At 68.8% G+C, this 24,719-nt stretch carries 25 protein-coding genes and 1 tRNA gene; 18 read left to right on the forward strand and 8 right to left on the reverse strand.

Annotated elements, in window-relative coordinates; genetic code table 11:
• Positions 1-11 precede the first annotated feature (11 nt).
• Positions 12-500 (forward strand): hypothetical protein, encoded by a 489-nt coding sequence (locus tag OG293_RS22290; RefSeq protein ID WP_406000544.1) that lies wholly within the window; start codon positions 12-14, stop codon positions 498-500.
• A 428-nt stretch (positions 501-928) separates the two neighbouring features.
• Here OG293_RS22290 and OG293_RS22295 read toward each other — a convergent pair whose 3' ends face one another.
• A complete protein-coding gene (locus OG293_RS22295; RefSeq protein ID WP_406000545.1) occupies positions 929-1,192 on the reverse strand; it encodes a hypothetical protein in 264 nt (87 codons plus the stop codon).
• A 247-nt stretch (positions 1,193-1,439) separates the two neighbouring features.
• Here OG293_RS22295 and OG293_RS22300 point away from each other — a divergent pair, with 247 nt between their 5' ends.
• From OG293_RS22300 to OG293_RS22320, 5 genes are all read left to right on the forward strand, one after another.
• Positions 1,440-2,087 carry a hypothetical protein gene (locus tag OG293_RS22300; RefSeq protein WP_406000546.1) on the forward strand — a complete coding sequence of 216 codons (648 nt, stop codon included), beginning with the start codon at positions 1,440-1,442 and terminating at the stop codon, positions 2,085-2,087.
• 23 nt (positions 2,088-2,110) lie between these two features.
• Entirely contained in the window at positions 2,111-3,331 is a 1,221-nt protein-coding gene (gene mycP / locus OG293_RS22305) for a type VII secretion-associated serine protease mycosin (protein WP_406000547.1), read from the forward strand.
• A gap of 338 nt (positions 3,332-3,669) precedes the next feature.
• The gene (locus tag OG293_RS22310; RefSeq protein WP_406000548.1) at positions 3,670-4,092 is read left to right on the forward strand and encodes a hypothetical protein; all 423 of its coding nucleotides are present in this window, start codon (positions 3,670-3,672) and stop codon (positions 4,090-4,092) included.
• A gap of 11 nt (positions 4,093-4,103) precedes the next feature.
• Complete coding sequence (locus tag OG293_RS22315; protein WP_406000549.1) at positions 4,104-6,422, forward strand: hypothetical protein; 2,319 nt, start codon at positions 4,104-4,106, stop codon at positions 6,420-6,422.
• Between the two features lies 1 nt (position 6,423).
• Positions 6,424-7,083, forward strand: a complete 660-nt coding sequence (locus OG293_RS22320; RefSeq protein WP_406000550.1) for a hypothetical protein — start codon at positions 6,424-6,426, stop codon at positions 7,081-7,083.
• Between the two features lie 221 nt (positions 7,084-7,304).
• Here OG293_RS22320 and OG293_RS22325 read toward each other — a convergent pair whose 3' ends face one another.
• Positions 7,305-7,721: a PQQ-binding-like beta-propeller repeat protein gene (locus OG293_RS22325; protein WP_406000551.1), complete on the reverse strand. Its 417-nt coding sequence runs from the start codon at positions 7,719-7,721 to the stop codon at positions 7,305-7,307.
• Between the two features lie 341 nt (positions 7,722-8,062).
• Here OG293_RS22325 and OG293_RS22330 point away from each other — a divergent pair, with 341 nt between their 5' ends.
• Both OG293_RS22330 and OG293_RS22335 read left to right on the forward strand, forming a co-directional pair.
• On the forward strand, positions 8,063-8,773 hold the full coding sequence (locus OG293_RS22330) for a hypothetical protein (RefSeq protein WP_406000552.1): 711 nt from the start codon (positions 8,063-8,065) through the stop codon (positions 8,771-8,773).
• Complete coding sequence (locus OG293_RS22335) at positions 8,774-9,250, forward strand: hypothetical protein (protein ID WP_406000553.1); 477 nt, start codon at positions 8,774-8,776, stop codon at positions 9,248-9,250. It begins immediately after the preceding gene.
• 95 nt (positions 9,251-9,345) lie between these two features.
• Here OG293_RS22335 and OG293_RS22340 read toward each other — a convergent pair.
• Positions 9,346-9,417, reverse strand: a tRNA-Cys gene (locus OG293_RS22340).
• 532 nt (positions 9,418-9,949) lie between these two features.
• Between OG293_RS22340 and OG293_RS22345 the strand changes: the two genes are divergently transcribed.
• From OG293_RS22345 to OG293_RS22355, 3 genes are all read left to right on the forward strand, one after another.
• Positions 9,950-11,734 carry a DEAD/DEAH box helicase gene (locus OG293_RS22345; protein WP_406000554.1) on the forward strand — a complete coding sequence of 595 codons (1,785 nt, stop codon included), beginning with the start codon at positions 9,950-9,952 and terminating at the stop codon, positions 11,732-11,734.
• 470 nt (positions 11,735-12,204) lie between these two features.
• Positions 12,205-12,846, forward strand: coding sequence for an IclR family transcriptional regulator (locus tag OG293_RS22350; protein ID WP_406000555.1), 642 nt, complete (start codon positions 12,205-12,207; stop codon positions 12,844-12,846).
• 342 nt (positions 12,847-13,188) lie between these two features.
• The gene (locus OG293_RS22355) at positions 13,189-13,977 is read left to right on the forward strand and encodes a PDZ domain-containing protein (RefSeq protein WP_406000556.1); all 789 of its coding nucleotides are present in this window, start codon (positions 13,189-13,191) and stop codon (positions 13,975-13,977) included.
• Positions 13,978-14,083: 106 nt separating this feature from the next.
• Here the strand turns inward: OG293_RS22355 and OG293_RS22360 are convergent, their stop codons facing one another.
• From OG293_RS22360 to OG293_RS22380, 5 genes are all read right to left on the reverse strand, one after another.
• Positions 14,084-15,049: a glycine betaine ABC transporter substrate-binding protein gene (locus OG293_RS22360; RefSeq protein ID WP_406000557.1), complete on the reverse strand. Its 966-nt coding sequence runs from the start codon at positions 15,047-15,049 to the stop codon at positions 14,084-14,086.
• A gap of 32 nt (positions 15,050-15,081) precedes the next feature.
• On the reverse strand, positions 15,082-15,903 hold the full coding sequence (locus tag OG293_RS22365) for an ABC transporter permease (protein ID WP_406000558.1): 822 nt from the start codon (positions 15,901-15,903) through the stop codon (positions 15,082-15,084).
• Positions 15,900-17,099 (reverse strand): ABC transporter ATP-binding protein, encoded by a 1,200-nt coding sequence (locus tag OG293_RS22370; protein ID WP_406003679.1) that lies wholly within the window; start codon positions 17,097-17,099, stop codon positions 15,900-15,902. The genes OG293_RS22365 and OG293_RS22370 overlap by 4 nt, the downstream gene beginning before the upstream one ends.
• Positions 17,100-17,202: 103 nt before the next feature.
• A complete protein-coding gene (locus tag OG293_RS22375; RefSeq protein WP_406000559.1) occupies positions 17,203-17,850 on the reverse strand; it encodes an ABC transporter permease in 648 nt (215 codons plus the stop codon).
• A 10-nt stretch (positions 17,851-17,860) separates the two neighbouring features.
• Positions 17,861-18,337 carry an Lrp/AsnC family transcriptional regulator gene (locus OG293_RS22380; protein ID WP_406000560.1) on the reverse strand — a complete coding sequence of 159 codons (477 nt, stop codon included), beginning with the start codon at positions 18,335-18,337 and terminating at the stop codon, positions 17,861-17,863.
• A gap of 136 nt (positions 18,338-18,473) precedes the next feature.
• On the opposite strand from OG293_RS22380, the gene hppD reads away from it, so the two are divergent.
• From hppD to nthA, 7 genes are all read left to right on the forward strand, one after another.
• Positions 18,474-19,613 carry a 4-hydroxyphenylpyruvate dioxygenase gene (gene hppD / locus OG293_RS22385; protein ID WP_406003680.1) on the forward strand — a complete coding sequence of 380 codons (1,140 nt, stop codon included), beginning with the start codon at positions 18,474-18,476 and terminating at the stop codon, positions 19,611-19,613.
• Positions 19,614-19,686: 73 nt separating this feature from the next.
• Positions 19,687-20,409 carry a response regulator transcription factor gene (locus OG293_RS22390; RefSeq protein WP_406000561.1) on the forward strand — a complete coding sequence of 241 codons (723 nt, stop codon included), beginning with the start codon at positions 19,687-19,689 and terminating at the stop codon, positions 20,407-20,409.
• Positions 20,396-22,369, forward strand: a complete 1,974-nt coding sequence (locus tag OG293_RS22395; protein ID WP_406000562.1) for a sensor histidine kinase — start codon at positions 20,396-20,398, stop codon at positions 22,367-22,369. The genes OG293_RS22390 and OG293_RS22395 overlap by 14 nt, the downstream gene beginning before the upstream one ends.
• 396 nt (positions 22,370-22,765) lie before the next feature.
• Positions 22,766-23,452, forward strand: coding sequence for a class F sortase (locus OG293_RS22400; RefSeq protein WP_406003681.1), 687 nt, complete (start codon positions 22,766-22,768; stop codon positions 23,450-23,452).
• 16 nt (positions 23,453-23,468) lie between these two features.
• A complete protein-coding gene (locus tag OG293_RS22405) occupies positions 23,469-23,750 on the forward strand; it encodes a hypothetical protein (RefSeq protein ID WP_406000563.1) in 282 nt (93 codons plus the stop codon).
• On the forward strand, positions 23,743-24,129 hold the full coding sequence (locus tag OG293_RS22410) for an SH3-like domain-containing protein (protein ID WP_406000564.1): 387 nt from the start codon (positions 23,743-23,745) through the stop codon (positions 24,127-24,129). Before OG293_RS22405 ends, OG293_RS22410 begins: the two co-directional genes overlap by 8 nt.
• The gene (nthA, locus tag OG293_RS22415) at positions 24,126-24,713 is read left to right on the forward strand and encodes a nitrile hydratase subunit alpha (protein WP_406000565.1); all 588 of its coding nucleotides are present in this window, start codon (positions 24,126-24,128) and stop codon (positions 24,711-24,713) included. Before OG293_RS22410 ends, nthA begins: the two co-directional genes overlap by 4 nt.
• Positions 24,714-24,719: the final 6 nt, after the last annotated feature.

A 24,719-nucleotide genomic window follows, 5' to 3' on the forward strand; every position in this document is an offset into this window, starting at 1 on the left:
GGGAGGCGTTCGTGGCTGAGGACGATGGGACGGGGCGGCCGGTGTACGGGCCGCCGGTACCGAAACCGCCGAGCGCGATGGAGGCGCTGTGGAACGTCAATCCGCAGCAGGCCATGCTCGTCGAGGCCGAGACGCTGGAGAACTTTCGCAAGGATGCGGATGACATCCTCACCAAGCTGCTCGGGTCACAGGCTTCGCCGCACCAACTGGCCGACGAGAAGATGGTGCGCGCCGAACTCGGCGGAGGCCAGAGCGCGTTCATCGAGGCGCAGGAGCTCTTCAGCGCCTACCAGACTGTCGTGGCGCAGCTCAAACAGCTCTCCAAGATGCTCTCGGACTCCGTTGAGGGGCTGAGCATCGCGATCCAGGCGTCGCAGGCGGGCTACGAGTCCATGGACGACGACGTCAAGCGGCGCATGCGGGCCCTGAACCGGAACACCACCGAATGGGCCAGGGACCACGCGAAGGACCAGCCGGTCGACCAGGGCGCAAGTACGTGATGATGCGGGGCGTAGTTCAACGGGGGAGAGGGGTGACGGCACATGGGTAGCGGTGCCAATGGCGGCGGTGGTGTGAAGACCGAGTTCGACAAGATGTCCCATGACGATCTCTGGGCGTGGTTGAGGCCTTCGAGCAGTGGGACGGTCCAGGGTGTTTCCGACCGCCTGTCGGAGGCGTCGACGGCCCTCGAAAAGCTTGCCACGGACCTTACCAAGCACATGGAGAAGGTGGGTTGGCAAGGCGAGGCCGGAGACAGTTTCCGTGACTGGGGTGCGGACACTGCCCTTTCCACCAAGTACCTGGCTGAGTACAGTCGGCAGTCCTCGAAGTGGCTCGCGCTCGCCTCGCAGGCGATTGCGGCGGCCCACACCGCCATGCCGGACAGTCTGGGAACCGCCCAGGCCAGTGCTGACGCGGCGCGGAAGTTTCACAACGACCCCGATTCGGGGCCGATCGGGGCGAGCGCCCGGTCAACGATCACCCAGTTCCAGCCGCCGCCGGACGAGAAGGGAAAGGTCTCGCCCGAGGCTATGGCGCTGGCTGCCACGGCCAGGGAGAACGCCCGGCAAGAGGCCATCCAGAACATGAGGAATCTGGCCGGGTCGTACTCGACGAGTGCCGAGGCGATGAACGGGCTGCAGGTGCCGACGTTCCCGGCGCCGCCGGACCGGTTCGTTCCGGAAGCACCCAAGAGCAGGACCGGCGACCAGCAGTCGTCGGTTGGGACCAGTGACCGGAGCAGCCGGACCACTGCGGTTGGCGACGGTGTGCATACAACATCGACCGATCCCTCCCAGAATCAGGCTGTGGGACACGTGGAGCAGACGGACAAGCCTGGGCGGGTCCCGCCTGAGCGCCCCACGAACCTTGGGATCGACAGCGTCAACACCCTCCCGCCGAAGACTGAACTCCCTCCGACCACCAGCATCGTTCCTCCGATGGCCAAGCCCGAAGGCCCGGGCACGGTCCCGCCCGGCGTGATACCGCCTGCCTTCGGGGGCAACCCCCCTGTGCCCGCCACGAGCGCGCCAGGGAAGGCAATCGCCGGTGGCCGCGGTGTGCTGCCGCCGAGCCAGGGCGGGATCGCGTCACGGATGCCGCGTGAGAACGGCATCTCCGGTGGTCGACCCGTCGCGCCGAACACGGGCCGCCCTGCGGGCGGAATTCCCCGTGGCACGGTGATCGGCAACGAAGGGACCACGGGCACTCGGGGGCCGATGGGGCGCGGGATGGGCGGCATGCACGGCGGCGGTCCCATGGGGGGCGCAGGCCAGAGCGGTATCTCTGGTGGGCGCCGCTTGGCGTCCGAGATGGGCGGAGTGGTCGGAGGCCGACCGCAGCAGCCCGGACAGACGGGTGGCCGCCCCTTCACGCCCGGCGGCTCGGGCCTCGTGCGAGGCCAGAACGCGGGCGGCGGCGGTGCCCACCCTGGACAGGCCGGCCGCTCCGGAGCGATGTCCGCTGGGACACACGGCGCCAACTCCCGCCGCGACGACCGGAACGGCGAGCGCCCGGACTACCTGTCCGAGGACGAAGCGACGTGGCAGCAGGGCACCCGACCCGTCGTTCCACCGGTCATCGACTGAACACCCCCACATAGAGGAAGCAGATGTCTACCAGCGGTATTCGATCGCGCCGTCGCAGTTGTGTTGTTGCGGCGTCGCTGGGCCTACTGCTGGTGGGCTCCGCTGCCCCACCGGCCCTGGCGGAGTCAATCCGTTCCAAGCAATGGCATTTGGACGCCATGCATGCTGAGGAAATGTGGAAGGTCAGCACCGGGAAGGGCGTGACGGTGGCGCTCCTCGACAGTGGCGTCGATGTCACACATCCCGACCTCCAGGGCCAGATCCTCCCAGGTAAGGACTTCACTCCTGCAGAGCCGGGCAATGAGCGAACGGACACTGAGGGGCACGGCACAGGCATGGCGGGTGTCATCGCCGGTACCGGCAAGTTGAACGGTGGAAACGGCTCATTCGGCCTGGCCCCGGGAGCCAAGATCCTTCCCGTCCGCTTGGCCGACACTGACCTTTCGGGGAGTCGTCAGGACCAGGCCGACGAATATCAAAAGCCAGTGAGTGAAGCGATCCGCTACGCGGCCGATCAGGGCGCCAAGGTCATCAACATCTCGCAGGGCGTGATCCACGGGTCGCCGCAGCTGACGAGTGCGGTGAAGTACGCCCTCGACAAGGGGTCGCTGATCTTTGCTGCCGTAGGAAACGAGGGCGACACCGACATCGAATATCCGGCTGCCACCCCTGGCGTGGTGAGTGTCGGTGCCATTGGCAGGGACGGCAAGAAGACGGAGGAGTCCCAGTACGGGCCTCTCGTTGACTTTGTCGCGCCCGGCTGGGACATCGTCGCGGCTTGCACTAAGGAGACCCGACTGTGCAAGACGAGCGGAACGAGTGACGCGACCGCTCTCGCCTCCGCGTCCGCCGCACTCATCTGGTCCAAGCACCCGGAGTGGACCAACAATCAGGTCCTGCGCGTCCTACTCAACACCGTCGGCAGCCCGCGGAGCGGAGAAAAGCGCACCGACTTCCTCGGCTACGGAACCGTTCGCCCCCGTATCGCACTGACGGCCCCCGGCGACCCCGGCCCGGCCGACGAGTACCCGCTCCCCGACCTCGCCGCCGCCCCCAAGTCGCCCTCCTCGCAGCCCTCCAAGGCCGCCGGAGGCGCCGAGCCCGACAAGAAGCAGCCTGCCGCGGCCTCCGCGTCCAGCGATGACGGGAACACCGGCCTCTGGATCGGAATCGGCGTCGCCGCGGCCGTCATCCTCGGGGCTGCTGTCGCCGTTCCCGTCATCCGTTCCCGTCGAAGCGCCTGACCTTCGGCCTCCGTACAGCGCCCGGGTGCCGCCGTGACTTCGCACAGCGGCACTCTTTGCGTTGAAGGCACATATTCTGCACGTTCGCATTCGGGGAAGTGCGGGACCAACGGCGGTCGCGATGCCCCACTCATGGCGATGTGACACCCATTGCGTATGCAATCCCCGGGTGTGTGTGTCGACGGCTGCTCGATACAGTGGCCTTTGAAGTCAAGGCAGTTGGGGAAGAGTGCGGCCCACTGTGGGAGACCGGGTCACGCAGACCTCGGGCCCGCCAGGGACCAGCATCGCCAATGACCAGTCCCGGTGTCGGCCGGGGTCAGCAACGGGGGAGATTGATGTCGTTCGACGAGGAATGGGCCAGCGCACGCACCGGTGCGACCAGCATGCGACTCAACCAGGCGCCTGCCGAGGGCGGCGGGGGAGGTGGTGGCGGAGCATCGGACTACAAGGTCACGTCCAAGGACCTCCAGGCCGTCGGCAACGAGGCTCAGGAGCTCTACCACGGCCTCGAAACCGCCGCCTTCTTCGCGGGAGCTCACCACGACACCGCTTCCACCAGCCTCGACAAGGACGGGTTCGCGATCGGCTCGGGCATGTGGGCCGCATGGGACAAGTGGCGTACACAGTCCGAGACGCTGCTGAGCGCCTGCGCCCACATCCACAATCACCTCGAAGACACGGTCATCAGTCACACCAATCACGAAGAAGTGCTCGTCACCAACTTCACCATGTCCAAGATTTCCGAGCACTTCAGCTGAGGGGCGCCACGATGCCGACATTCGACCAGGTACTCCATGTCCGGCTCGGAAGCCTCAACGAGGCTGTCTCGGACTGGGGAAGCACGTACGACAAGCTGACCACGCTGCAGGAGAAGGCGGAGAACGGCCTCCAGGCGAAGGCGGACAAGGCCGACTGGCAGGGAGAGAACGCCGGTGTGACGCGTCCCTTCGTGAAGAAGACCGCCAAGGAGTTCTCTGACGCCGCCAAGGTGGCGGACAGCATACGAAACATCCTCAAGGACGCGATGGCCGAGTTCAAAGCGGCCAAGGAATCCCTTGAGAAGCTGGTCCAGGAAGCGCCCGCCAAGGGAATGCGGATCGATACCAACGGCGCCGTCAGCTATCTGATCCACCCCGACCGCAGAAGCAAGGACTACGACGGCCCCAAGCCGCAGGAGAAGGACTTCGACGAAATGAGGGCGGCCATCAAGGCCGCCCTCGACAGGGCGAACGACGCCGACGATGTGGCGTCCCGCGCGCTGCGTTCGGTCGTCGGCACGGATGAGAACAACTTCTCCGGTACGGAGTACACCGGCCTCAAGCAAGCCTCGAAGGCCCAGGACGCCGAGGACGCCAAGGCGGCGGCGAAGCTCGCCGAGAAGGGCGACGACGCCACACCGGAGGAGATCGACAAGCTCAACAAGTACTTCAAGGACAACAGGGACGACCCGTACTTCGCCGAGCGCTTCGCCGTCGAGGTGGGGGCGAAGGGCAACCTCGAGTACTGGGCGGACATGGGCGACCCGAGCGACGGTTCGCGCCTCGGCATCGACCACAAGGACAAGCTCGCCGAGCTCCAGAAGAACTGGAGCATGACCCTCGCCACCGCCACGCACTCCACCAGCCCCGACATGGAGCAGTGGAAGACGGACATGATCAAGTCCGGCAGTGAGCCGATCCAGTCGCGGGGCACGCATCCGTACGGCTTCCAGGTCATGAGCAACCTGATGCGCGTCGGTGACTACGACGACAAGTTCCTGCGCACCTACGGCAACGCGCTCGTCGTCGCCGAGGACAAGATCACCCACGGCGGCTCGCACCCGCCCGGCCGGGCCTGGTTCCAGACGCCCGCGAACCACCTCAACTGGCAGGGCGGCGACCAGGGGCAGGACCCGATGATCGGGTTCATGGAGGGACTCGGCCACAACCCGAAGGCGTCCACCGAGTTCTTCAACAGCGACATCGACCTGACGCCGGAGAACGACAAGGACAACAAGAAGCTCAACGCGTTCGACTACTTTTCCAAGGACCGCGACTGGCCCGAGGAGCTCAACGACAAGGGCAACCACACCAAGGAGCCCGGCTACAACGCCTTGGGCCACGCCCTGGAGTCCGCAACGACGGGTCATCCGTACGATGCGCCGACCGAGGGTCTCAAGGACGTCCGCACGGTCGAGAACGCCGAGGTCATGCAGAAGGTCGTGGAGCGGTACGGCGACGACCCGAAGTACATGCACACGCAGCCCGGCATCGACGACAGCCTCGGCAAGATGGGCGCGGCGTACATCGACGAGTTCAACCGGTCGATGGAGCAGGAAAGCCTCTCTTCCACCCAGGAGACGGAGAATTCTCCGTTCGGCGCCAACACCGGGAACGGCAAGTCCCGCTTCGGCGACAAGTTCGACACCGAGCTGTTGTTCAGCCGGGGCGACACGATCGGCTTCATGGGCACAGTCGCTCAGAGCGAGACCGGTCACGGCCAGCTGTCCGCCGCGCAGACGCTGTACACGACGAGTGTCATGGACCAGGTCGGCCCCCCGCCCGGCTCCGGGCCGGCAAAGGACCTGGACCTCACCGATGCCAAGACCGCGCTGCGGATCGGCGCCGAGACCCACGGCATCCTCGACGATTCGCGCATGGCGCAGATCGATCAGGACTACCAAAAGGACTCCGAGGAGCACAAGAAGGCCGTCGGCAGGACCACGGAGTGGGTCAAGTTCGGCGTGGGCGCCGCCGCCGCGGGCGGTGTCGCGGCGCTCACCGGCGGCGCGGGCGGCGCGCTCGTACCCCTTGCATCGGAGACGATCGGCGGCGCCGTGGTGACGTACCTCGGAATGGAGGCCGACGACATCGCGGAGAAGTACGAGGAGGACGAGATCCTCAAGAAGAAGTCGGACGACCTGAAGGACGAGGCGCTGGAGACGGGCAAGCAGAACGCCCTGATGCCCGCTCAGGCGTATGCCGGTGCCCCCGGATGGAGCAAGGACGACAGCAACTACATTCAGGAAGAGCTGACCAAGTACGTCAAGGACAGCCGCCTGCATGCCAAGGACGACTCACTGCCCGACCCGTACAAGCCGAAGAAGTGACATGCGATCCACGCTGAGAATGTTCATGGTGCCAGGTGCCCTCCTCGCCCTGGCTGCGGCAGCAGGCTGCTCCTCCGGCGGTGATGGAGACGGCGGCGGCCCGGATGGCGCGAAGGGGAAGGCTGTCGCCGCGGTCTGCGGTGGTTTCGCGAAGGAAGGGGCGGCCTTTGATGCCCTCAAGGCGATTGCCGGGGACGGCGATCTCACGGACGACCGCTCTCAGCCGGACGAGACGCTCAGCGCGTTGCGGGACGCCGACGGCAAGCTGACGACGCAGGAGATGGCGAGCGGCAGCCCGTTCTGCAGGCTGCGGACGGCCAAGGACGGTGAGCCGACGGTCAACATCTCGTTCCGCGAGGCTCTGGTGGTCACCCCGCACAAGCCCGGGGACACAGGATTCGCTCCGTTCACGACCGGAGAGTCCGCGATCTCATCGAATCGCTTCGCGAGCATCTCCTTCAAGTGCCGTATGAAGGAGCCCGCGAAGGAGATCATCGTCGCCGCCGAGCTCGAACGGCCTGGCAAGGGCGCCGCCGAGACGAAGGATCTCCCGGCGTCTCAGATCACCGTGCTCAACGCCGCCGCGCGCAAGGTCGCCACCGACCTCGGCTGCCAGAACGACACCAAGCTGGTCGAAGGGGTGCCCAAGCCCGCTGCCTGATGACTCGATGCCTGTGAGCTGCGGGCGGCCTGTGGTACGCGTGTGACCTGGCCGCCCGCCGCCCGCCGCCAGCCGCCCGCGGAACCGGAACCGCACCCCGAACGCGAACCCCGGAACCCGATCATCGGCGGAGTTGGGGAAGCCCTCCGTGCCGTGCACCGACCCGAGCTGACGGTGCTTCGCGCCGATGTCCCTCCACCGTGGACGACGGCGCGAAGCCGTCACAGAACCGGCAGGGCCGTCAGCGAATGCTCGTTCAGAGTCGAGCCGTTCTTCGTGTCGACGGCCACGATGTCGCCGCCCGGGACACAGCAGAGGAGACGGCCCTGCGCGACAACTCCCCGCGTGCCCAGTCCGGCGAGGAGATCGACCGGGCTCCTTACCGTCCAGCGGACGGTGGCGTCCGAGCGGCCGATGGGGCGTAGTCGGCCGTCCGTCGTCACCACGTAGAGCGAACTCTCGTCGGAGGCGAGGAAGTATCGGGCCTGTGCGGGAGCCGTCCACTTGCGCTCGCCCGTGGAGGCGACGAACGTGACCACCTTGCCTCCGGTGCCCACGGCGGCGACCAGTTGGTCGGAGAGCGAGAGGTATCCCCCGGTGGCCACGACTCCGGGGCCGTCCAGCGCGAACACCCCCACAGGAATGGGGTGCAGGGGAAGGCGCCGCGAGGCCGTGGGCGTACGGGGCCCGGAGAGGGGCGGTTCGGCCGCCGGCGCACCTCCGGTCGTCCGAAAAGCCTCGGCGGAGGCTGGCTGCTCCCATTTCTGCGCGCCACGACCGAACAGTGCGAACCGAAGGGCGGGTTGTTCGATCCCATTGCGGGAAAGAATCGATTCTTCCTTTCGATGAACCGATCTTCGGCTTTCTCGGCGCACCCTCGCGCGGCTCGGTTACGTTGAGGATCCGAGCGAGCCAGATCACAAAGCGTTGTTGATCTGCTACGTTGGGTAGACATTGCTTGGTGCTTCAGGGGGGCGTCATGGGGAAGATCCTCGCCGCGGGCATGCTGAGCGTGTTCGACCCCTCGGGGCGGGTGTTGACGGCGCGGCCCGATTGTCAGCCGACATACGGTCGGACTTTCGGCGGGGGCGTCGATGCCCTGATCGAGGCACTCTCCGCGGTGGAATCCAAAAAACGAGGCGTCACGATAGCCGCAGCAGTGAACGCGCCGCTCTCCAGGCTGAGGATGGCCGCGGTGACCGCCAGCTTTCTCTGTGCGGTGTCGACTCTTGTGCTCTGTATCATCGCCATCGCCAGCGACACCGCATGGCCGCTGATCGCCGTCAGTGCCATCTCGGCAGGTGCGACGATCGCCATCGTCCTCTTCTTCGGGGTCCTTCGGTGGACCTTGAACAGGCAGGCGCTCGAACTGCAGACCAGGCACCGTATGCGCGCCGTACTGCGTGAAATGGCGGAAGCCAAGGTGTCCGCGATGGAGGCCGGTCGGCTCCTGCGCCTGAGTCAGCACAACCCGAAGCTGGCAAACGCCATTCTTGTCGAGATCATGACCGAGTACACGGATGCGGAACATTCTCCCGATCAGCTTCCGGGCCAGATCGACGGCGGAGGCATTTCTGTAGATCGCCTGATGCAAACGGCCAGCGCCAATCACGTTGTTGTTCGCACACTCAGGCGTTTGGCTTCCGACGTGAGCGAGGCTCGTTCGTCCGACGTGAGCGAGGCTCTTTAGATGTCCCAAGTCGCAGAAACCGGCGACGGAAAAATCGATGTCGACCGTTTGGTCGAACTGGCAAAGCATCTCCAGGGCGTAAATCGCAAAGATTTGAAGCTCGCGTTCAAAGCCATCAACTACCCTGCCAGGACCGCACGCTGGAACGTGGTGATGGGTAACGCTGTCGCAGCCCTCGGAGTTGTCGTTTCCGGCTTCCTGGTCCTCTCCTTCATCTGGCTGGGGTATCAGCTCGCCCAGAAGGGGCATCCGGGATGGTGTGTGACCCTGTGCGGGATTCCGCTCACCTCCATCAGCTCCATCTTCGTCCTCAGGAAGACCATCGCGTCTCAGGTGCTCAGCGGGTTCTCCACGAGGAGCACCGGGGTGATGCAGACGGAGGCTCAAGGGCAGGTACCGCCGCAGGCATCACCCGCGCAGGGCCCGGCCACCGCCGCGCCGAGCAATCAGAGCGGCAGCGGCGCGCCGGCCCCCTGACCGGCCGGGGCGGGAACCTCAGACGAAAGCAGTAAAGGGCGGTCCCGATCGGGACCGCCCTTTGCGATGGGCAGCTCAGCGCCATCGGCTGCCGGAGGCCGTGACCGGAATCGAACCGGCGTAACTCGCTTTGCAGGCGAGTCCCTCAACCACTCGGGCACACGGCCGTGTGTCTGCGTTGCCTCGACCGTAGGCGGGGTGCCCGCAGCGCTCAAGGACATGGCGCGGGCTGCAATGCGACTGCCATACGGCGTTCACGGTCGTACGACCAAGGGGCCAGCCCGGTCCGGTCCCGCGACAGGTCCCATTCTGGATCATGGACCTTACTCTGAGCCCATGTCCGCCCTCGAACCCCGTGACACCGACGTCTCTCCGCCGGCCGCCGGCCGCCGACCTGTTCGATGGGCCCGAGGAGCAGGGCGGGGGCGGGCTTCTCGGCGGGGCTCACCGTGCGCCCAGTGGCGGGATCGTCTCCGCGGCTGGGGCTGGTCGTCGCTTCGACGAGTGTGCTGCTGGGCGCGCACCCCGGAAGCGGCGCGCGGAGGTGGGGCCGGGACGTGGAGCGTGATGTGGCCCCGCGGGCCGACCTGTGAGGCGGGTCTCACCCGGCCCGCTCCGACGGGTTCGCCGCGGGTCTCGGCGATCGCACCGGTAGGGTGGCCCGGTTGTCATACCTGGACGAGCGTCGAACCGGAGACCGTGACTACTACCGCCTCCCACCACCTCTCACCCGCCTTCCCCGGGCGTGCCCCTTGGGGTACCGCCAACAAGCTGCGTGCCTGGCAGCAGGGCGCCATGGAGCGGTATCTCCAGGAGCAGCCGCGGGACTTCCTCGCCGTCGCCACCCCCGGCGCCGGCAAGACCACCTTCGCCCTCACCCTCGCGTCCTGGCTGCTGCACCACCACGTCGTGCAGCAGATCACCGTCGTCGCCCCCACCGAGCACCTCAAGAAGCAGTGGGCTGCCGCCGCCGCGCGGATAGGCATCAAGCTCGATCCTGAGTACAGCGCCGGGCCGCTCAGCAAGGAGTACCAGGGCGTCGCCGTCACCTACGCGGGCGTCGGCGTGCGGCCCATGCTGCACCGCAACCGCTGTGAGCAGCGCAAGACCCTGGTGATTCTGGACGAGATCCACCACGCCGGTGACTCGAAGTCCTGGGGCGAGGCGTGCCTCGAAGCCTTCGACCCTGCCACCCGGCGGCTCGCGCTCACCGGTACGCCCTTCCGGTCGGACACCAACCCGATCCCCTTCGTCGCGTACGAGGAGGGCAACGACGGGATCCGCCGCTCGGCCGCCGACTACACGTACGGATACGGCAACGCCCTCGGCGACGGAGTCGTGCGCCCCGTCATCTTTCTCTCCTACAGCGGCAATATGCGCTGGCGCACCAAGGCCGGTGACGAGATCGCCGCACGCCTCGGCGAGCCGATGACCAAGGACGCCATCTCGCAGGCCTGGCGCACCGCGCTCGACCCCCGCGGCGACTGGATGCCGAACGTCCTGCGCGCCGCCGACAAGCGGCTCACCGAGGTCAGGAAGGGCATCCCGGACGCCGGCGGACTGGTCATCGCCTCCGACCAGGACTCCGCACGCGCGTACGCCAAGCTGATCCGCGAGATCACCGGCACCAAGGCCACCATCGTCCTCTCCGACGAGGCCGCGGCCTCCCGGCGCATCGAGGAGTTCAGCGAGAACGAGGACCGCTGGATGGTCGCCGTCCGGATGGTGTCCGAGGGCGTCGACGTCCCGCGGCTCGCGGTGGGGGTGTACGCGACCACCATCTCGACCCCGCTCTTCTTCGCGCAGGCCGTCGGACGCTTCGTACGCTCCCGCCGCCGTGGCGAGACCGCGTCCGTCTTTCTGCCGACCATCCCCAACCTCCTGGGCTTCGCCAACGAGATGGAGGTCGAGCGCGACCATGTGCTCGACAAGCCGAAGAAGGACGGGGACGAGGACCCGTACGCCGAGGAGGACAAGCTCCTCGCCGAGGCCGAGAAGCAGCAGGACGAGGACACGGGCGAGCAGGACATGCTCCCCTTCGAGGCCCTGGAGTCCGACGCGGTCTTCGACCGGGTGCTGTACGACGGCGCCGAGTTCGGTATGCAGGCGCACCCGGGGAGCGAGGAGGAGCAGGACTACCTCGGTATCCCGGGGCTCCTCGAACCCGACCAGGTGCAGCTGCTCCTCCAGAAGCGGCAGGCGCGGCAGATCGCGCACAGCCGCAAGAAGCCCGACGACGAGGCCGATCTGCTGGAGCTGCCGGCCGAGCGGCGTCCCGTGGTCTCCCACAAAGAGCTTCTCGAGCTGCGCAAGCAGCTGAACACGATGGTCGGCGCGTACGTCCACCAGAGCGGCAAGCCGCACGGCGTCATCCACACGGAGCTTCGGCGGGTGTGCGGCGGGCCGCCGAGCGCGGAGGCGACGGCCGGGCAGATCCGGGAGCGGATCAAGAAGGTCCAGGAGTGGGCGACGCGGATGCGATGAGCCGCGGTCGCGGTGACACGCCGTCGCGGAGCGACGCGGTCACGGCGTCATGCGGATGCGGAGTCATGCGGTCGCAGTGACACGCGGTCCGGTCCGCGCGTCGGTGTTCGGCGTTCGGTGTTCTGTCAGCGGTTACCGGTGTACGGATACGGGACACGCCCGTGCGGGCCGGGATGCCGGACGGGGCCGTCTTCCCGCCTCAGCGCTGGGATTTCCCCCGGGACGTACATCCTGAACGGGGAGCAACCGGCTTCGCGCTCCGCGTAAACGCCCGGATTCTGGACGAGGTCTTCCGCTGAGCGAACCTGCTCGCTACTGTCCCCGCAATGCAAACGCCCCGTGGCAGCGCCGCCGCGGAGCGCAGCCGGTGTGCCATGGCCTGCCGGCGGCCTCTGAGGTGCGTCGCCGATGGGACCGGTGTCGCTGCTTCCGTCGGGGGACCGCCGTCACTCACTCCGAAGGAGGGCGTCGTGACCGCGGAGACCTCCCAGACGCTCGACCGGGGACTACGTGTCCTCAAGCTTCTCGCCGACACTGACCACGGGCTGACCGTCACCGAGTTGTCCAACAAACTCGGCGTCAACCGAACCGTCGTCTACCGTCTGCTCGCCACCCTCGAGCAGCATGCCCTTGTCCGCCGCGACCTGGGCGGGCGCGCCCGGGTGGGCCTCGGCGTGCTGCGCCTGGGCCGCCAGGTGCATCCGCTGGTGCGCGAGGCGGCGATGCCCGCGCTGCGCTCGCTCGCGGAGGACATAGGTGCCACGGCTCATCTCACCCTCGTCGACGGCGCGGAGGCCCTCGCGGTCGCCGTCGTCGAGCCGACCTGGACGGACTATCACGTCGCCTACCGCGCCGGGTTCCGTCACCCGTTGGATCGAGGTGCGGCGGGCAAGGCGATTCTGGCGGCCCGCCAGAGCAAGTCGAAGGAACCCGGATACACCCTCACCCACGGCGAGCTGGAGGCGGGCGCGAGCGGCGCGGCGGCGGCGCTGGTGGGAGTGACGGGTATAGAGGGCAGCGTGGGTGTGGTGATGCTCGCGGACTCGGTGCCGGAGAGGGTGGGGCCGCGGGTGATGGACGCGGCGCGCGAGGTCGCGGACGCGTTGCGCTGACGCGGGCGCGGGGCGCGGGTGCCGGCTCCACGGCCGGGTACGGTCGTCGGCGGTGCGGGCCTCGCCCCGGTCCACGGCGCGGGTCTGCTGCCGGGCGCGGTCGTCCGTGGTGCGGCGGTGTCCTCAACCGCCGGACGGGCTGAAGGCGGCGCCAACCACCGGACGGGCTGAAGGGTGCCAACCACCGGACGGGCTGAAGGCGGCGCCGGTACGGCAAAGGCGCCGTGGCCGAGCCAGGCCGCCCCCACCCTGAGCCGGGCCACCGCGTGCAAGCAGGGACGATGAGCCTGAGCCGGGGCCCGTGCTCGCCTGGTGTCGCGCGCCTCCCGCTAGATTGACAGCGTGCTCTCCCGTCTCACGCGCCCCCGCGCCCTCGCCCTTTGCGCCCTCCCCATCGCCGCGCTCTTCGCCGTCGTCGGGTTCGCGCCGTTGCCGTACGTCGTGGCGCAGCCCGGCACCACCGCCGACGTGCTGGGCAAGGACAAGGGCGCCCCGGTCATCACCATCTCCGGTGCCCCCACCCGCACACCCGGGGGCGAGCTGCGGATGACGACCATCATCGCGACCGGGCCCTCCGCCGATGTCGATCTCGGCGATGTGGTCGACGGGTGGTTCCGGACCGACCGTGCCGTGCTGCCCCGCGACGCCGTCTATCCGCCCGGGAAGTCCGACGAGGAGGTCACCGAGCACAACCTCGAGGACATGGAGACGTCGCAGGACTCCGCCACCACCGCCGCGCTCTCCTATCTCAAGAAGGACCCGGCGAAAGTGAAGGTGACCCTCCACCTCGCCGATGTCGGCGGGCCCAGCGCCGGGCTGCTCTTCTCGCTCGGCATCGTCGACAAGCTCGTCGGCGACGGCGCGGGTGGCGATCTCACCGGAGGGCGGACCGTCGCCGGTACGGGGACGATCAGCGCCGACGGGAAGGTCGGCGCGGTCGGGGGTGTCTCGCTGAAGACGCAGGCCGCCAAGCGGGACGGCGCGAGCGTCTTCCTCGTGCCCAAGGACGAGTGCCCGGATGCCCAGGCGGAGTTGCCGAAGGGCCTGCGGCTGATCCCGGTCACGACTCTGAAGGGCGCTGTGGAGTCGCTTCGGGCTCTGGAGAAGGGCGGGAAGGTTCCGAGCTGCTGAGTGCGGCGGGGGTGATCTGGGCGGCGCCCTGGGTCCCCGGGCTCGGGGAGCTCGCGCGGTCCCGAGCCAGGTGCTGACCGCGCGGCCCTCGGCCCCTCCGCGCGGGCTATCCCTCCTTGATGAAGCCCTCCTGGATCAGCCAGTCCTTCGCCACCTCGTGCGGGTCCTCCCCGTCCACGTCCACCTTCGCGTTGAGTTCCTGCGCGATCGACGTCGTCAGCCGCGCGCTCAGCGGATTCAGCAGCTCCGCGATGGCCGGCCACTTCTCGATCGACTTGCTGTGGATCTCGGGCGCCGCGTTGTAGTTGGGGAAGAAGCGCCTGTCGTCCGCGAGTGTGTCCAGGTTCAGCGACGTGATCCGGCCGTCCGTCGTGTACGCCTCGCCGAGCAGGCACGAGTCGGACTTCGACACCTGGGTGTAGATGATCCCCGCGTCCATCTTTCCGATGTTCCCGGCCGGGATCTTCATCCCGTACGCCTTCTCCATGCCCAGCAGCCCGTCCGCGCGCGCCGCGAACTCGTTCTCCACACAGACCGTCACCGCCGACGGGTCCTTCCTCGACAGCTCGGCGACGTCCGACAGCGTCTTCAGGTGGTACCTCGCGTTGTTCTTCTTGCTGATCGCGAGTGCGTAGGTGTTGTTGAGCGAGGCCTGCGGCAGCCAGGTGACGCCTTTCCCCAGCTCCTCGTCGTGCACTGCCTGCCACTGCGCCTGTGGACTGATGATGGGCTTCTCGTGGCCGAGATAGGTGATCCAGGCGGTGCCCGTGTACTCGTACATCGCGTCGGCGTCACCGTTCACGATGGCCTCGCGCGCGCTGATCGACCCGGGCAGATTCGTCCGGTCGAGCACTTCCGCGCCCGCCGCCCTGAAGATCAGGCCGATCATCTGGCCGAGGATGATGTTCTCGCTGAAGTTCTTGGAGGCGACCGTCAGCGAGGCGCCGTGCAGCGGCCTGCCGCTGCCGCGCGGGCCCGGGACCACGTCGTCGACCATCGGTGAGCCGCTCTTGAGCCCGCAGCCGGCGAGGGCCGGTGCCAGGGCCAGGAACAGGGTCAGTGCCAGGGGCATGGCCCTGACCGGAGACGTCCGCGGACACCGCATCACGCCTCCAGTCCCTGTGGCGTCAGCAGCAGCTCGGCCAGTGAGGCCAGCCAGTCCACCACCAGCGCCAGCGCCACGGTCAGCACCGAGCCGACGATCAGGACGGGCATCCGCTGGGTCTGGATGCCGGAGGTGATCAGGTCGCCGAGACCGCCGCCGCCGACGAAGGTCGCGAGCGTCGCCGTGCCCACGTTGAGGACCAGGGCCGTGCGCACGCCCGCGAGGATCAGAGGCACGGCCAGCGGCAGTTCGACCCGGCCCAGTGTCCCGTGCGCCGACATGCCGATGCCGCGCGAGGCCTCCACCAGCTGGGGGTCGATGGCCTTCAGGCCCGCCACCGTGTTGGAGAGCACCGGCAGCACCGCGTAGATCACCATGCCGATGATCGCCGTGGACCGGCCGATGCCCAGCCAGATCACCAGGAGCGCCAGCAGGCCGATCGCCGGGGTCGCCTGCCCGATGTTGGCGAGGGCGGTGACACCGGGGGCTGCCTTGTTCAGCCTGCGCCGGGTGATCGCGATGCCCAGCGGGATCGCGATGATCAGCACCCAGAAGGTGGAGATCGCGGTGAGCTGGATGTGCTGCCACAGCCGCAGCTGCACATTGCCGCCCGACAGGGAGTTCTCGGCGATCGCGTCGAGGTGGATGCCGGAGATCCACAGATAGGTGGCGAGGAGGACGACCGCGACGACGGACGGCAGGACCACCAGCTTCTGCCAGGTGATCCGCCGCTCGGGGGTGTGAGGAGGGGGAGGGGCTTCCTCGTGCCGGTGGGTGTCGGCGCCTTCCCCGCCCGGCGGGCGCTGTTGAGCCGTACTCATTCGCCCGCACCGCCCTCCAGCTCCGTCTCGGTCCTGTGGTGACGCAGTTCCTCCAGGTCGTGCTGGTGCTCCAGGGCGGTGAGCCGGTCGGCTTCGAGCATCTCGTGCACGGAGTTCATCAGCGTCTCCATGTCCACGACGCCGATGAACTCCCCGCGCCGGCCGGTCACCGCTACACGTCCGCCCACGTCGGTGAGCACCGCTTCCAGGGCGTCGCGCAGCGTCGCGTCCCGGGCGACGGTGCCGCGCACCAGTTGCCCGGCCCTGGCCGGCGAGCCGCGGGCGCGCTGCAGATCACCGCGCCGCAGCCACTTGTAGGGGCGGTTCCTGCGGTCCAGCATCAGCAGTTCGTCGTGGGGGCTCGCCCGTAGCCTGTCGAGGACCGACTGGATCGGATCGTCCACCGTGACCGTCGGGAAGCAGGCGATCTCGACCTCGCGCACGCGCGTGAGGTTGAGCCGTTTCAGGGCGGCGCCCGCGCCGACGAACCCGGAGACGAAGTCGTCCGTCGGATTGGTGAGGATCGCCTCCGGAGTGTCGAACTGCGCGATGTGCGAACGCTCCCGCAGCACCGCGATCCGGTCCCCGAGCTTGATGGCCTCGTCGAAGTCGTGGGTGACGAAGACGATCGTCTTGTGCAACTCGCGCTGGAGCCTGATCAGCTCGTCCTGGAGATGGTCGCGGGTGATCGGGTCGACGGCCCCGAAGGGCTCGTCCATCAGCAGGACAGGAGGGTCCGCGGCCAGTGCGCGGGCGACACCGACGCGCTGCTGCTGGCCGCCCGAGAGCTGGCGGGGATAGCGGCCGTGGAACTCTCTTGGGTCGAGGCCCACCAGGTCGAGCATCTCCTCGACCCGGTTCTTCACGCGCGAGGACGACCAGCCCACCATCTTCGGTACGAGGGAGATGTTCTCCGCGACCGTCATGTGCGGGAAGAGCCCGGACGACTGGATCGCGTAGCCGATCTTCCGGCGCAGTTTCACCGGGTCGATGTCCGTGACGTCCTCGTCGTCGATCCTGATCCGGCCGGATGTCGGCTCGATCAGCCGGTTGATCATCTTCAGTGTGGTCGACTTCCCACAGCCCGATGGGCCCACGAGGATCACTGTCTCGCCCGGCCTGATCTCCAGTGACACGTTGTCCACCGCCGGGCCGGGATGGCCGGGGTAGCGCTTGGTGAGGTTCTCCAGCCGGATGCCCGCACCGGAGCCGGGGGAGGTTTTGGACGCGGCGGCCGGGGCTTCGGATACGGCCGTGGAGGCAACGGAGGCGTAGGCGGTGGAGGCGGGGGCGTCGTTCTCAGCCACGGATCCCCCTGGAGATGGTCAGCCGCCCGAGCAGGACGTACGCGGCGTCGAAGAGCAGCGCGAGGACGACGATGCCGATCGTGCCGGCGAGGACCTGGTGGAGCGCGTTGGCGCTGCCCAGAGAGGCGATCCCGCGGAAGATCTCATTGCCGAGTCCGGGCCCGGAGGCGTAGGCGGCGACGGCGGCGATGCCCATCAGCATCTGGGTGGAGACCCGGATACCGGTGAGGATCGGCGGCCAGGCGAGCGGCAGCTCGACCCGGACCGTCCGGGCGGCCCGCGACATACCGATGCCCGTGGCCGCATCCCCGAGAGAGGGATCCACACCCCGCAGTCCCACGATGCAGTTGCGGACGATCGGCAGCAGGCCGTACAGCGTCAGGGAGATCACCGCGGGCGCCACGCCCAGGCCCACGATCGGGATCAGCAGACCGATCAGGGCGAGGGAGGGGACGGTGAGGATCGTTGCCGTGGAGAGGATCGCCAGGTTTCCGGCCCAGGCGCTGCGGTAGGTGCACACGCCGATGGCCACGCCGATCACGGTGGCGAGGACCATGCACTGGAAGACGAGACTGGCCTGCTGGAAGGTGTCCGTGAGCAGCTGCTCGCGTCGGGTGACCAGATACTCCCAGAAGCTCACGAGCGCTCCCTCACACCGGTTCGTCCTCCGCAGCCTGCTCCACCAGCGGGATGATCCGCAAGGGCACCGGATTCTCCATGACGATCGCCGTGGAGGCCCGGACAATGCCATCAAAACCGACAACCCGGTCGATCACCCGCTGCAGATCGGCATTGGACCGGGCCACAAGACGGCACAGCATGTCGCCGTGGCCGGTGGTGGTGTGCAGTTCCAGGACCTCCGGCACGCCTGCCAAATGGGCGCGTACGTCCGCGCCTTGTCCCTGTTTGATCTCCAGGGTCGCGAACGCGGTGACGGGATAGCCGAGGGCCGCCGGGTCGACGTCGGGTCCGAGTCCCCGGATGACTCCATTGGACTGAAGGCGGTCGAGACGCGCCTGTACGGTGCCGCGCGCCACGCCCAGTCGCCGGGACGCCTCCAGCACTCCGATGCGCGGCTCGCGCGCGAGCAGGATGATGAGCCGGCCGTCCAGACGATCGATCGCCATCGCGTCTCCCTCATGGTCATCATGTACAGATATCCCCCATATATTCCTCCCCTGCTATGCAGATTGCCCAGTGGAATCGGGAACTATTGCGCACCTTGTGGATCGGGGGGAGTCTGCCGTTATGGCAGAGAACTCGATGATCACCGATCCCGCCCTGAACACCGCGCGTGAGGCCGACCCCTTCCCGGTGAAGGGAATGGACGCGGTCGTCTTCGCCGTCGGCAACGCCAAGCAGTCCGCGCACTTCTACTCCACCGCCTTCGGCATGAAGCTCGTCGCGTACTCCGGACCGGAGAACGGCTGCCGCGAGACGGCCAGTTATGTGCTGGAGAACGGCGGCGCGCGCTTCGTCCTCACCTCCGTCATCAAGCAGTCCACCGACTGGGGCCGCTTCCTCGCCGACCATGTCGCCGAGCACGGCGACGGAGTCGTCGACCTGGCCATCGAGGTGCCGGACGCGCGCGCCGCGTACGCCTATGCCACCGAGCACGGTGCCCGCGGCCTCACCGAGCCGTACGAGATCAAGGACGAGCACGGCACGGTGGTGCTGGCCGCGATCGCGACGTACGGCAAGACCCGGCACACCCTGGTCGACCGCTCGGGCTACGACGGCCCGTACCTGCCCGGCTTCGTCGCCGCCGACCCGATCGTCGAGCCGCCGGCCAAGCGCACCTTCCAGGCCATCGACCACTGCGTCGGCAATGTCGAACTCGGCAAGATGAACGAGTGGGTCGCCTTTTACAACAAGGTCATGGGCTTCACCAATATGAAGGAGTTCGTGGGCGACGACATCGCCACCGAGTACTCCGCCCTCATGTCGAAGGTCGTCGCCGACGGCACGCTGAAGGTGAAGTTCCCGATCAACGAACCGGCGATCGCGAAGAAGAAGTCGCAGATCGACGAGTACCTGGAGTTCTACGGCGGGGCCGGTGTGCAGCACATCGCTCTCGCCACGAACGACATCGTCGCCACCGTACGGGCCATGCGGGCGGCGGGAGTCCGGTTCCTGGACACCCCCGACTCGTACTACGACACGCTCGGCGAGTGGGCGGGCGAGACCCGTGTGCCCGTCGAGACGCTGCGCGAGCTGAAGATCCTCGTCGACCGCGACGAGGACGGCTATCTGCTGCAGATCTTCACCAAGCCTGTGCAGGACCGGCCGACGGTCTTCTTCGAGATGATCGAGCGACACGGTTCGATGGGCTTCGGAAAGGGCAACTTCAAGGCGCTCTTCGAAGCGATCGAGCGTGAGCAGGAGAAGCGCGGAAACCTGTAACAGCTGCCCCGTCCTTCACTGCGGCCCCACGGAACTGACCCGTGGGGCCGCAGGACTGCTTACGATCGGCGGCGTGTGCGCAAACGTCATGGTCGCCGAGGACGACGAGAAGCAGGCCGAGCTGGTCCGCCGTTACCTGGAACGGGAGGGCCATGCCGTCACGGTCGTACGGGACGGCAGAACGGCCATCGAGTGCGTCCGGCACAGGGAACCCGACCTGCTCGTCCTCGATGTGATGATGCCGCGCGCCGACGGCCTGGACGTACTGCGCGTGCTGCGGGCCGAGGCCCGCGAGCTGCCGGTGCTGATGCTGACGGCCCGCAGCACCGAGGACGATCTCCTGCTCGGCCTGGACCTCGGCGCCGACGACTACATGGCCAAGCCCTACAGCCCGCGGGAGTTGATGGCCCGGGTCCGCACCCTGCTGCGCCGCACCCGGGGCTCGGGTACGGCGGCCGAGGCCGCCGCCACGCTCTCGGTGGGCTCGCTGCTCATCGACCCCGACCGGCACGAAGTGACCATCGACGGCGGCCCGGTGGAGTGCACTCCGGGTGAGTTCCGCATCCTGGCGGCGATGGCGGCCGAGCCCGACCGGGTCTTCACCCGGGAGCGGCTGCTCGAGGAACTCCACGGCTTCGACCGGTACATCGGCAACCGCACGGTCGACGTGCACATCATGAATCTGCGCAAGAAGATCGAGCCAGCCCCGCGGCGGCCCGCCCGCCTGCTCACCGTCTTCGGCGTCGGCTACAAACTGACCGACCCGGCGAAGAGTGCCGCTCGTGCCTCCTCGTAGCACCACGCCGGGAGAGCGCAGACTCCCGCTGAGGAAGAGCCTGCTGGGGCGACTGCTCGCCGTGTCCGCGCTGGTGGCCGCCTGCTCGGTGGCCGCGACCGCCTGGCTGGCCGTGCAGACCACCTCCGGCGCCATCAAGCAGGAGCAGGGGCAGAACCTCACCGACGACGCCCGGATCTACAACACCCTGCTCGGCTACGCGGCGACCCACCCCCGTTGGGACGGGGTGGACGGGACCGTCGCCGACCTCGCCGGGCAGACCGGTCGCCGGATCGCGCTGACCACCGCGCAGCGAGTGCCCCTCGCCGACTCGGCGACCCAGGACAAGCCGCCCGCGCTCCCGCCGCAGACGTCGGCCGTCGTCGACCCGCTCTCCACGGACAGCACACTCGCGGGCGGCGGCAGACAGAGCACCGCGGACCGTATCGACCTGCGCGCCGTCGGACCGTTCCGGCTCCCGGCGGCCGAGCGCGACCGGCTGCGGGCGACCGCGGAGCGGACCGTTTCCTGCCTGCGCGAATACGGCGTCACCTCGGACATCATCGAGACACCCAGCGGCCGGCCGCGCATCCAGGTCGTCGGCAACGACCTCGACCGTATCCGGGGAACCCGGTGCGCGATCGACGCGCTGGAGGAGCCCACCGCCACCGAGGCCAAGGCGCTCGCCGCGCTCAACCAGCTCGCGAACGCCTGCCTCAAGCGCCAGGACCGGCACGCCGTGCGGCTGAACCTGAACCTCTCCTGGAAGGACCGTCCCGGGCCGGCCGAGTGGCCGGACGCGGGCGCGCTGCGTCTGCACCCCGAGCCGACCGAACGGCCCGAGCCGATCGGGCCGGCCGAGCGGCCCGAGCTGTTCGACATTCCGTCCGTCGCGCCCACCCCCGACGACGACGACCGGGCCGTCGCCTCCTGCGTCGGCACCGCCCGCCGGGAACAGCTCAGCTCCCATGTCGCCTCGCCCGCCCTGCTGTTCATCGGAGACCCCGACGGCGGGACCGTCCCCGGCTTCGACCTCTCCCCGGCCAACACCGCCCGGATCGCGGGTGCGGCCGCCCTTGTTCTGGCCCTCACGGTCGGCGCTTCCCTGCTCGCCGCCACCCGGCTCGTACGGCCGCTGCGTGCGCTCACCGGCGCGGCCCAGCGGATGAGGGACGGCGGATACGCCGGCCCCGTCCCGGTGCCGGTCTCCGCGGACAACGAGATCGGGAGGCTGGCCTTGGCCTTCAACGACATGTCCGTGCACCGCGCCCGCCTGGAGGAACAGCGCAAGGCGATGGTCAGCGACGTCGCCCACGAACTGCGCACCCCGCTCAGCAACATCCGCGGCTGGCTGGAGGCCGCACAGGACGGCCTCGCCGACCCCGACCCCGCCTTCGTCTCCTCGCTGCTGGAGGAGGCCATGCAGCTCCAGCACATCATCGGCGACCTCCAGGACCTGGCCCAGGCGGACGCGGGCGCGCTGCGCCTGCACCCCGAGCCGGTCCGGATCGACGAACTCCTCGGCCAGGTCGCCGCCGCCCACCTGGCCCAGGCGGAGACGGCGGGCGTCACGCTGAAGGTGTCCCTGCCGGACGACGTCCCCGCCCTGAGCGCCGACCCGGTCCGGCTGCGGCAGGCGGTCGGGAACCTGGTGTCCAACGCCGTACGCCACACCCCGCCCGGTGGCGCCGTCACGCTGAGCGCGCACGGCCGCGCGTCCGGGACCGTCACCGTCGAGGTCGCCGACACCGGCAGCGGCATACCGGCCGCGGACCTCCCGTGCGTCTTCGACCGCTTCTGGCGCGCGGAGAAGTCCCGCAGCCGGCGTACCGGCGGCAGCGGTCTGGGGCTGGCGATCGTCCGCAAACTCGCGGAGGCGCACGGCGGTTCGGCGGACGCGGCGAGCACCGAGGGCAAGGGCTCGGTCTTCACGCTGAAACTCCCGCCCGCCGGCCCTGATCGGATGACCACAGCGGTCTGACAGCTTCTTCACACCTTCAGGCCAGCCTGTCGCCAAACGCCGAAACGGCCGAGCTGGAATGGAGCCACCCCTATGTCCCACCGTCTGTCCCTGCGTGCTCTCGTCGTCGCCACCGCCGTGGCCGGAGCGGTGATCGTCCCGTCCACGGCCGCCCTCGCCGACGCCACGCCCTCGGCGCGGCCGACCGAGGCGGTGTCTCCGCCGGGGAGCGCCCGGCCGCCTCCGCAGGCGGCACCCCGACCACCGCACTCGCCGGGTCGGCCGCGGCGCTCGCCCTGGTCGCGGGCGCGGGAACGATCGCGGTGCGCCGCCGGTCGGCCGCCCACCGCAACGGCTGATCCCTCGTCCAGGGACGGCGCCGCCGACCGGCGGCGCCGTCCCCGCTCTGGAGACCCCATGTTCCGTACGCACCCAAGCGCCCGGCCGCCCGGCGCGCCGTCCGCGCTCGCCCGCCTCGCGCTGGCCGCCTGCGCATCCGCCGCCCTCGCCGGATGCTCGGCCGACGCCGTACCGATTCCGCCGCCGCGAGCCGCGCAGGATGTGCGGACACCGTCGATCGCCCCGCGCCGCACCGCCCCGGAGAAGCCCGTGGATCCCGTGGATCCCGTGGATCCCGCGGACCCCGCGGACCCCGCGGATCCCGCGGATCCCGCGCAGATCGACATCCCCTCCATCGGCGTGACCAGCACGCTCATGCGGCTCGGCCTCAACGGCGACGGCACGGTCGAAGTCCCGCCCGCAGACCGGGGCATGACCGCGGGCTGGTACACCGGCGGAGCAGTGCCGGGCGCGCGCGGGGCCGCCGTGATCATCGGCCACAACGACACCCGCTTCGGCCGGGCCGTCTTCCACGATCTGAAGAAGATCGCCAAGGGCGCGGACATCGCCGTACGGACGAGGCGGGGGAGGACGCTCCACTTCACCGTCACCGGCACCGAGACGGTCGGCAAGAAGGCATTTCCCACCCGGAAGGTCTACGGCCCGACGAGCGGGCGGGCCCTGCGCCTGATCACCTGCGACGGAGCCTTCGACCCGCAGGGGCACCCGGTGGACAACCTGATCGTTTACGCCGTGGGGCGCTGAGTCCTACTGTGAGGGCATGGCCAGGATCAACGACGTCGGCGGGATGCAGGGCTTCGGGCCCATCGACACCACCGACGACACCGAGCCCTTCCACGCCGACTGGGAAGCCCGGGTGTTCGCCCTCAACCGGGCGCTGCTCGCCGGGAAGGTCTTCAACCTCGACGAGTTCCGCGACGCCGTCGAGTCGATGGAGCCCGCCGAATACCTGGCGGCCTCGTACTACGAGCGCTGGGTCCATGCCATCGTCACCCTGCTGGAGCGCAAGGGCGTCATCGAGGCGGGCGAGCTCGATGACTGACGCCGCTCCTGACGGCACCCGCACCGGAAATGGCACCGGCACCGGCACAGGCACAGGCACCGGCGCGGGGGCAGGCACGGGCACGGGCACAGGCACCGGCACCGCCGACCGCTTCGCGCCGGGCGCGCGGGTGCGGACCGTCGACCACGACCCACCGCACCACACCCGGCTGCCGCGGTACGCACGCGGCAAGACCGGCACCGTCGTGGAGCCCGAGGGCCGCTCCCCGCTCGCCGACATCCGTTCCCAGGGACGCGAGGACGCCCCCGTCGAGCAGGTCTACGCCGTACGGTTCGAGGCCCGCGACCTGTGGGGCGAAGGCGACCACCACGTCGTGCTCGACCTGTCCGAGAGCTATCTGGAGGACGACCAGCCGTGACCGGAACCCACTCCGACGCCCTCGTCTCCCGCCGCGTACGGCGGCTGGAAACCCTCCTGGAGGAGCGCGGCATCGTTGCAGGCGCCGCGCTCGACGAGGTCATCGACGCCTTCCTGAGCGGCGCCTCCCCGGCCAACGGAGCGCGGGTGGTGGCCCATGCCTGGACCGACCCGGGCTTCAGGGCCCGGCTGCTCGCCGACGGCACCGCGGCCGTCGCCGAACTGGGCCTCGCCGCCGGGGGAGTCCAGCCCCAGCGGCTGCGTGTCGTCGAGAACACCTCGCACACCCACAACGTCATCGTCTGCACCCTCTGCTCCTGCTACCCGATCCGGCTGCTCGGCCCCTCCCCGAGCTGGTACAAGAGCGAGGCCTACCGCTCGCGCGTGGTGCGCGAACCGCGCGCGGTGCTGGAGGAGTTCGGGCTGCGGCTGCCGGCCGACACGGAGATCACGGTGTGGGACTCCACCTCGGAGACCCGCTACATGGTCCTGCCCCGCCGCCCGGAGGACACCGAGTCGCTGACCGAGCAGGACCTGGCGGCACTGGTGTCCCGCAACGCGCTGATCGGCACGGCAGCCCTCTGAGCGGTC

It is taken from the genome of Streptomyces sp. NBC_00829 (genome assembly GCF_045161795.1).
Classification (GTDB): Bacteria; Actinomycetota; Actinomycetes; order Streptomycetales; family Streptomycetaceae; genus Streptomyces.

Coding starts and splice junctions, on each gene's coding strand:
- OG293_RS22300 (WP_406000546.1), top strand. CDS start 1,440: ATGGCCAAGCCCGAAGGCCCGGGCACGGTCCCGCCCGGCGTGATACCG.
- mycP (WP_406000547.1), top strand. CDS start 2,111: ATGTCTACCAGCGGTATTCGATCGCGCCGTCGCAGTTGTGTTGTTGCG.
- OG293_RS22310 (WP_406000548.1), top strand. CDS start 3,670: ATGTCGTTCGACGAGGAATGGGCCAGCGCACGCACCGGTGCGACCAGC.
- OG293_RS22315 (WP_406000549.1), top strand. CDS start 4,104: ATGCCGACATTCGACCAGGTACTCCATGTCCGGCTCGGAAGCCTCAAC.
- OG293_RS22320 (WP_406000550.1), top strand. CDS start 6,424: ATGCGATCCACGCTGAGAATGTTCATGGTGCCAGGTGCCCTCCTCGCC.
- OG293_RS22330 (WP_406000552.1), top strand. CDS start 8,063: ATGGGGAAGATCCTCGCCGCGGGCATGCTGAGCGTGTTCGACCCCTCG.
- OG293_RS22335 (WP_406000553.1), top strand. CDS start 8,774: ATGTCCCAAGTCGCAGAAACCGGCGACGGAAAAATCGATGTCGACCGT.
- OG293_RS22360 (WP_406000557.1), bottom strand. CDS start 15,049: ATGCCCCTGGCACTGACCCTGTTCCTGGCCCTGGCACCGGCCCTCGCC.
- OG293_RS22365 (WP_406000558.1), bottom strand. CDS start 15,903: ATGAGTACGGCTCAACAGCGCCCGCCGGGCGGGGAAGGCGCCGACACC.
- OG293_RS22380 (WP_406000560.1), bottom strand. CDS start 18,337: ATGGCGATCGATCGTCTGGACGGCCGGCTCATCATCCTGCTCGCGCGC.
- hppD (WP_406003680.1), top strand. CDS start 18,474: ATGATCACCGATCCCGCCCTGAACACCGCGCGTGAGGCCGACCCCTTC.
- OG293_RS22400 (WP_406003681.1), top strand. CDS start 22,766: ATGTTCCGTACGCACCCAAGCGCCCGGCCGCCCGGCGCGCCGTCCGCG.
- OG293_RS22405 (WP_406000563.1), top strand. CDS start 23,469: ATGGCCAGGATCAACGACGTCGGCGGGATGCAGGGCTTCGGGCCCATC.
- OG293_RS22410 (WP_406000564.1), top strand. CDS start 23,743: ATGACTGACGCCGCTCCTGACGGCACCCGCACCGGAAATGGCACCGGC.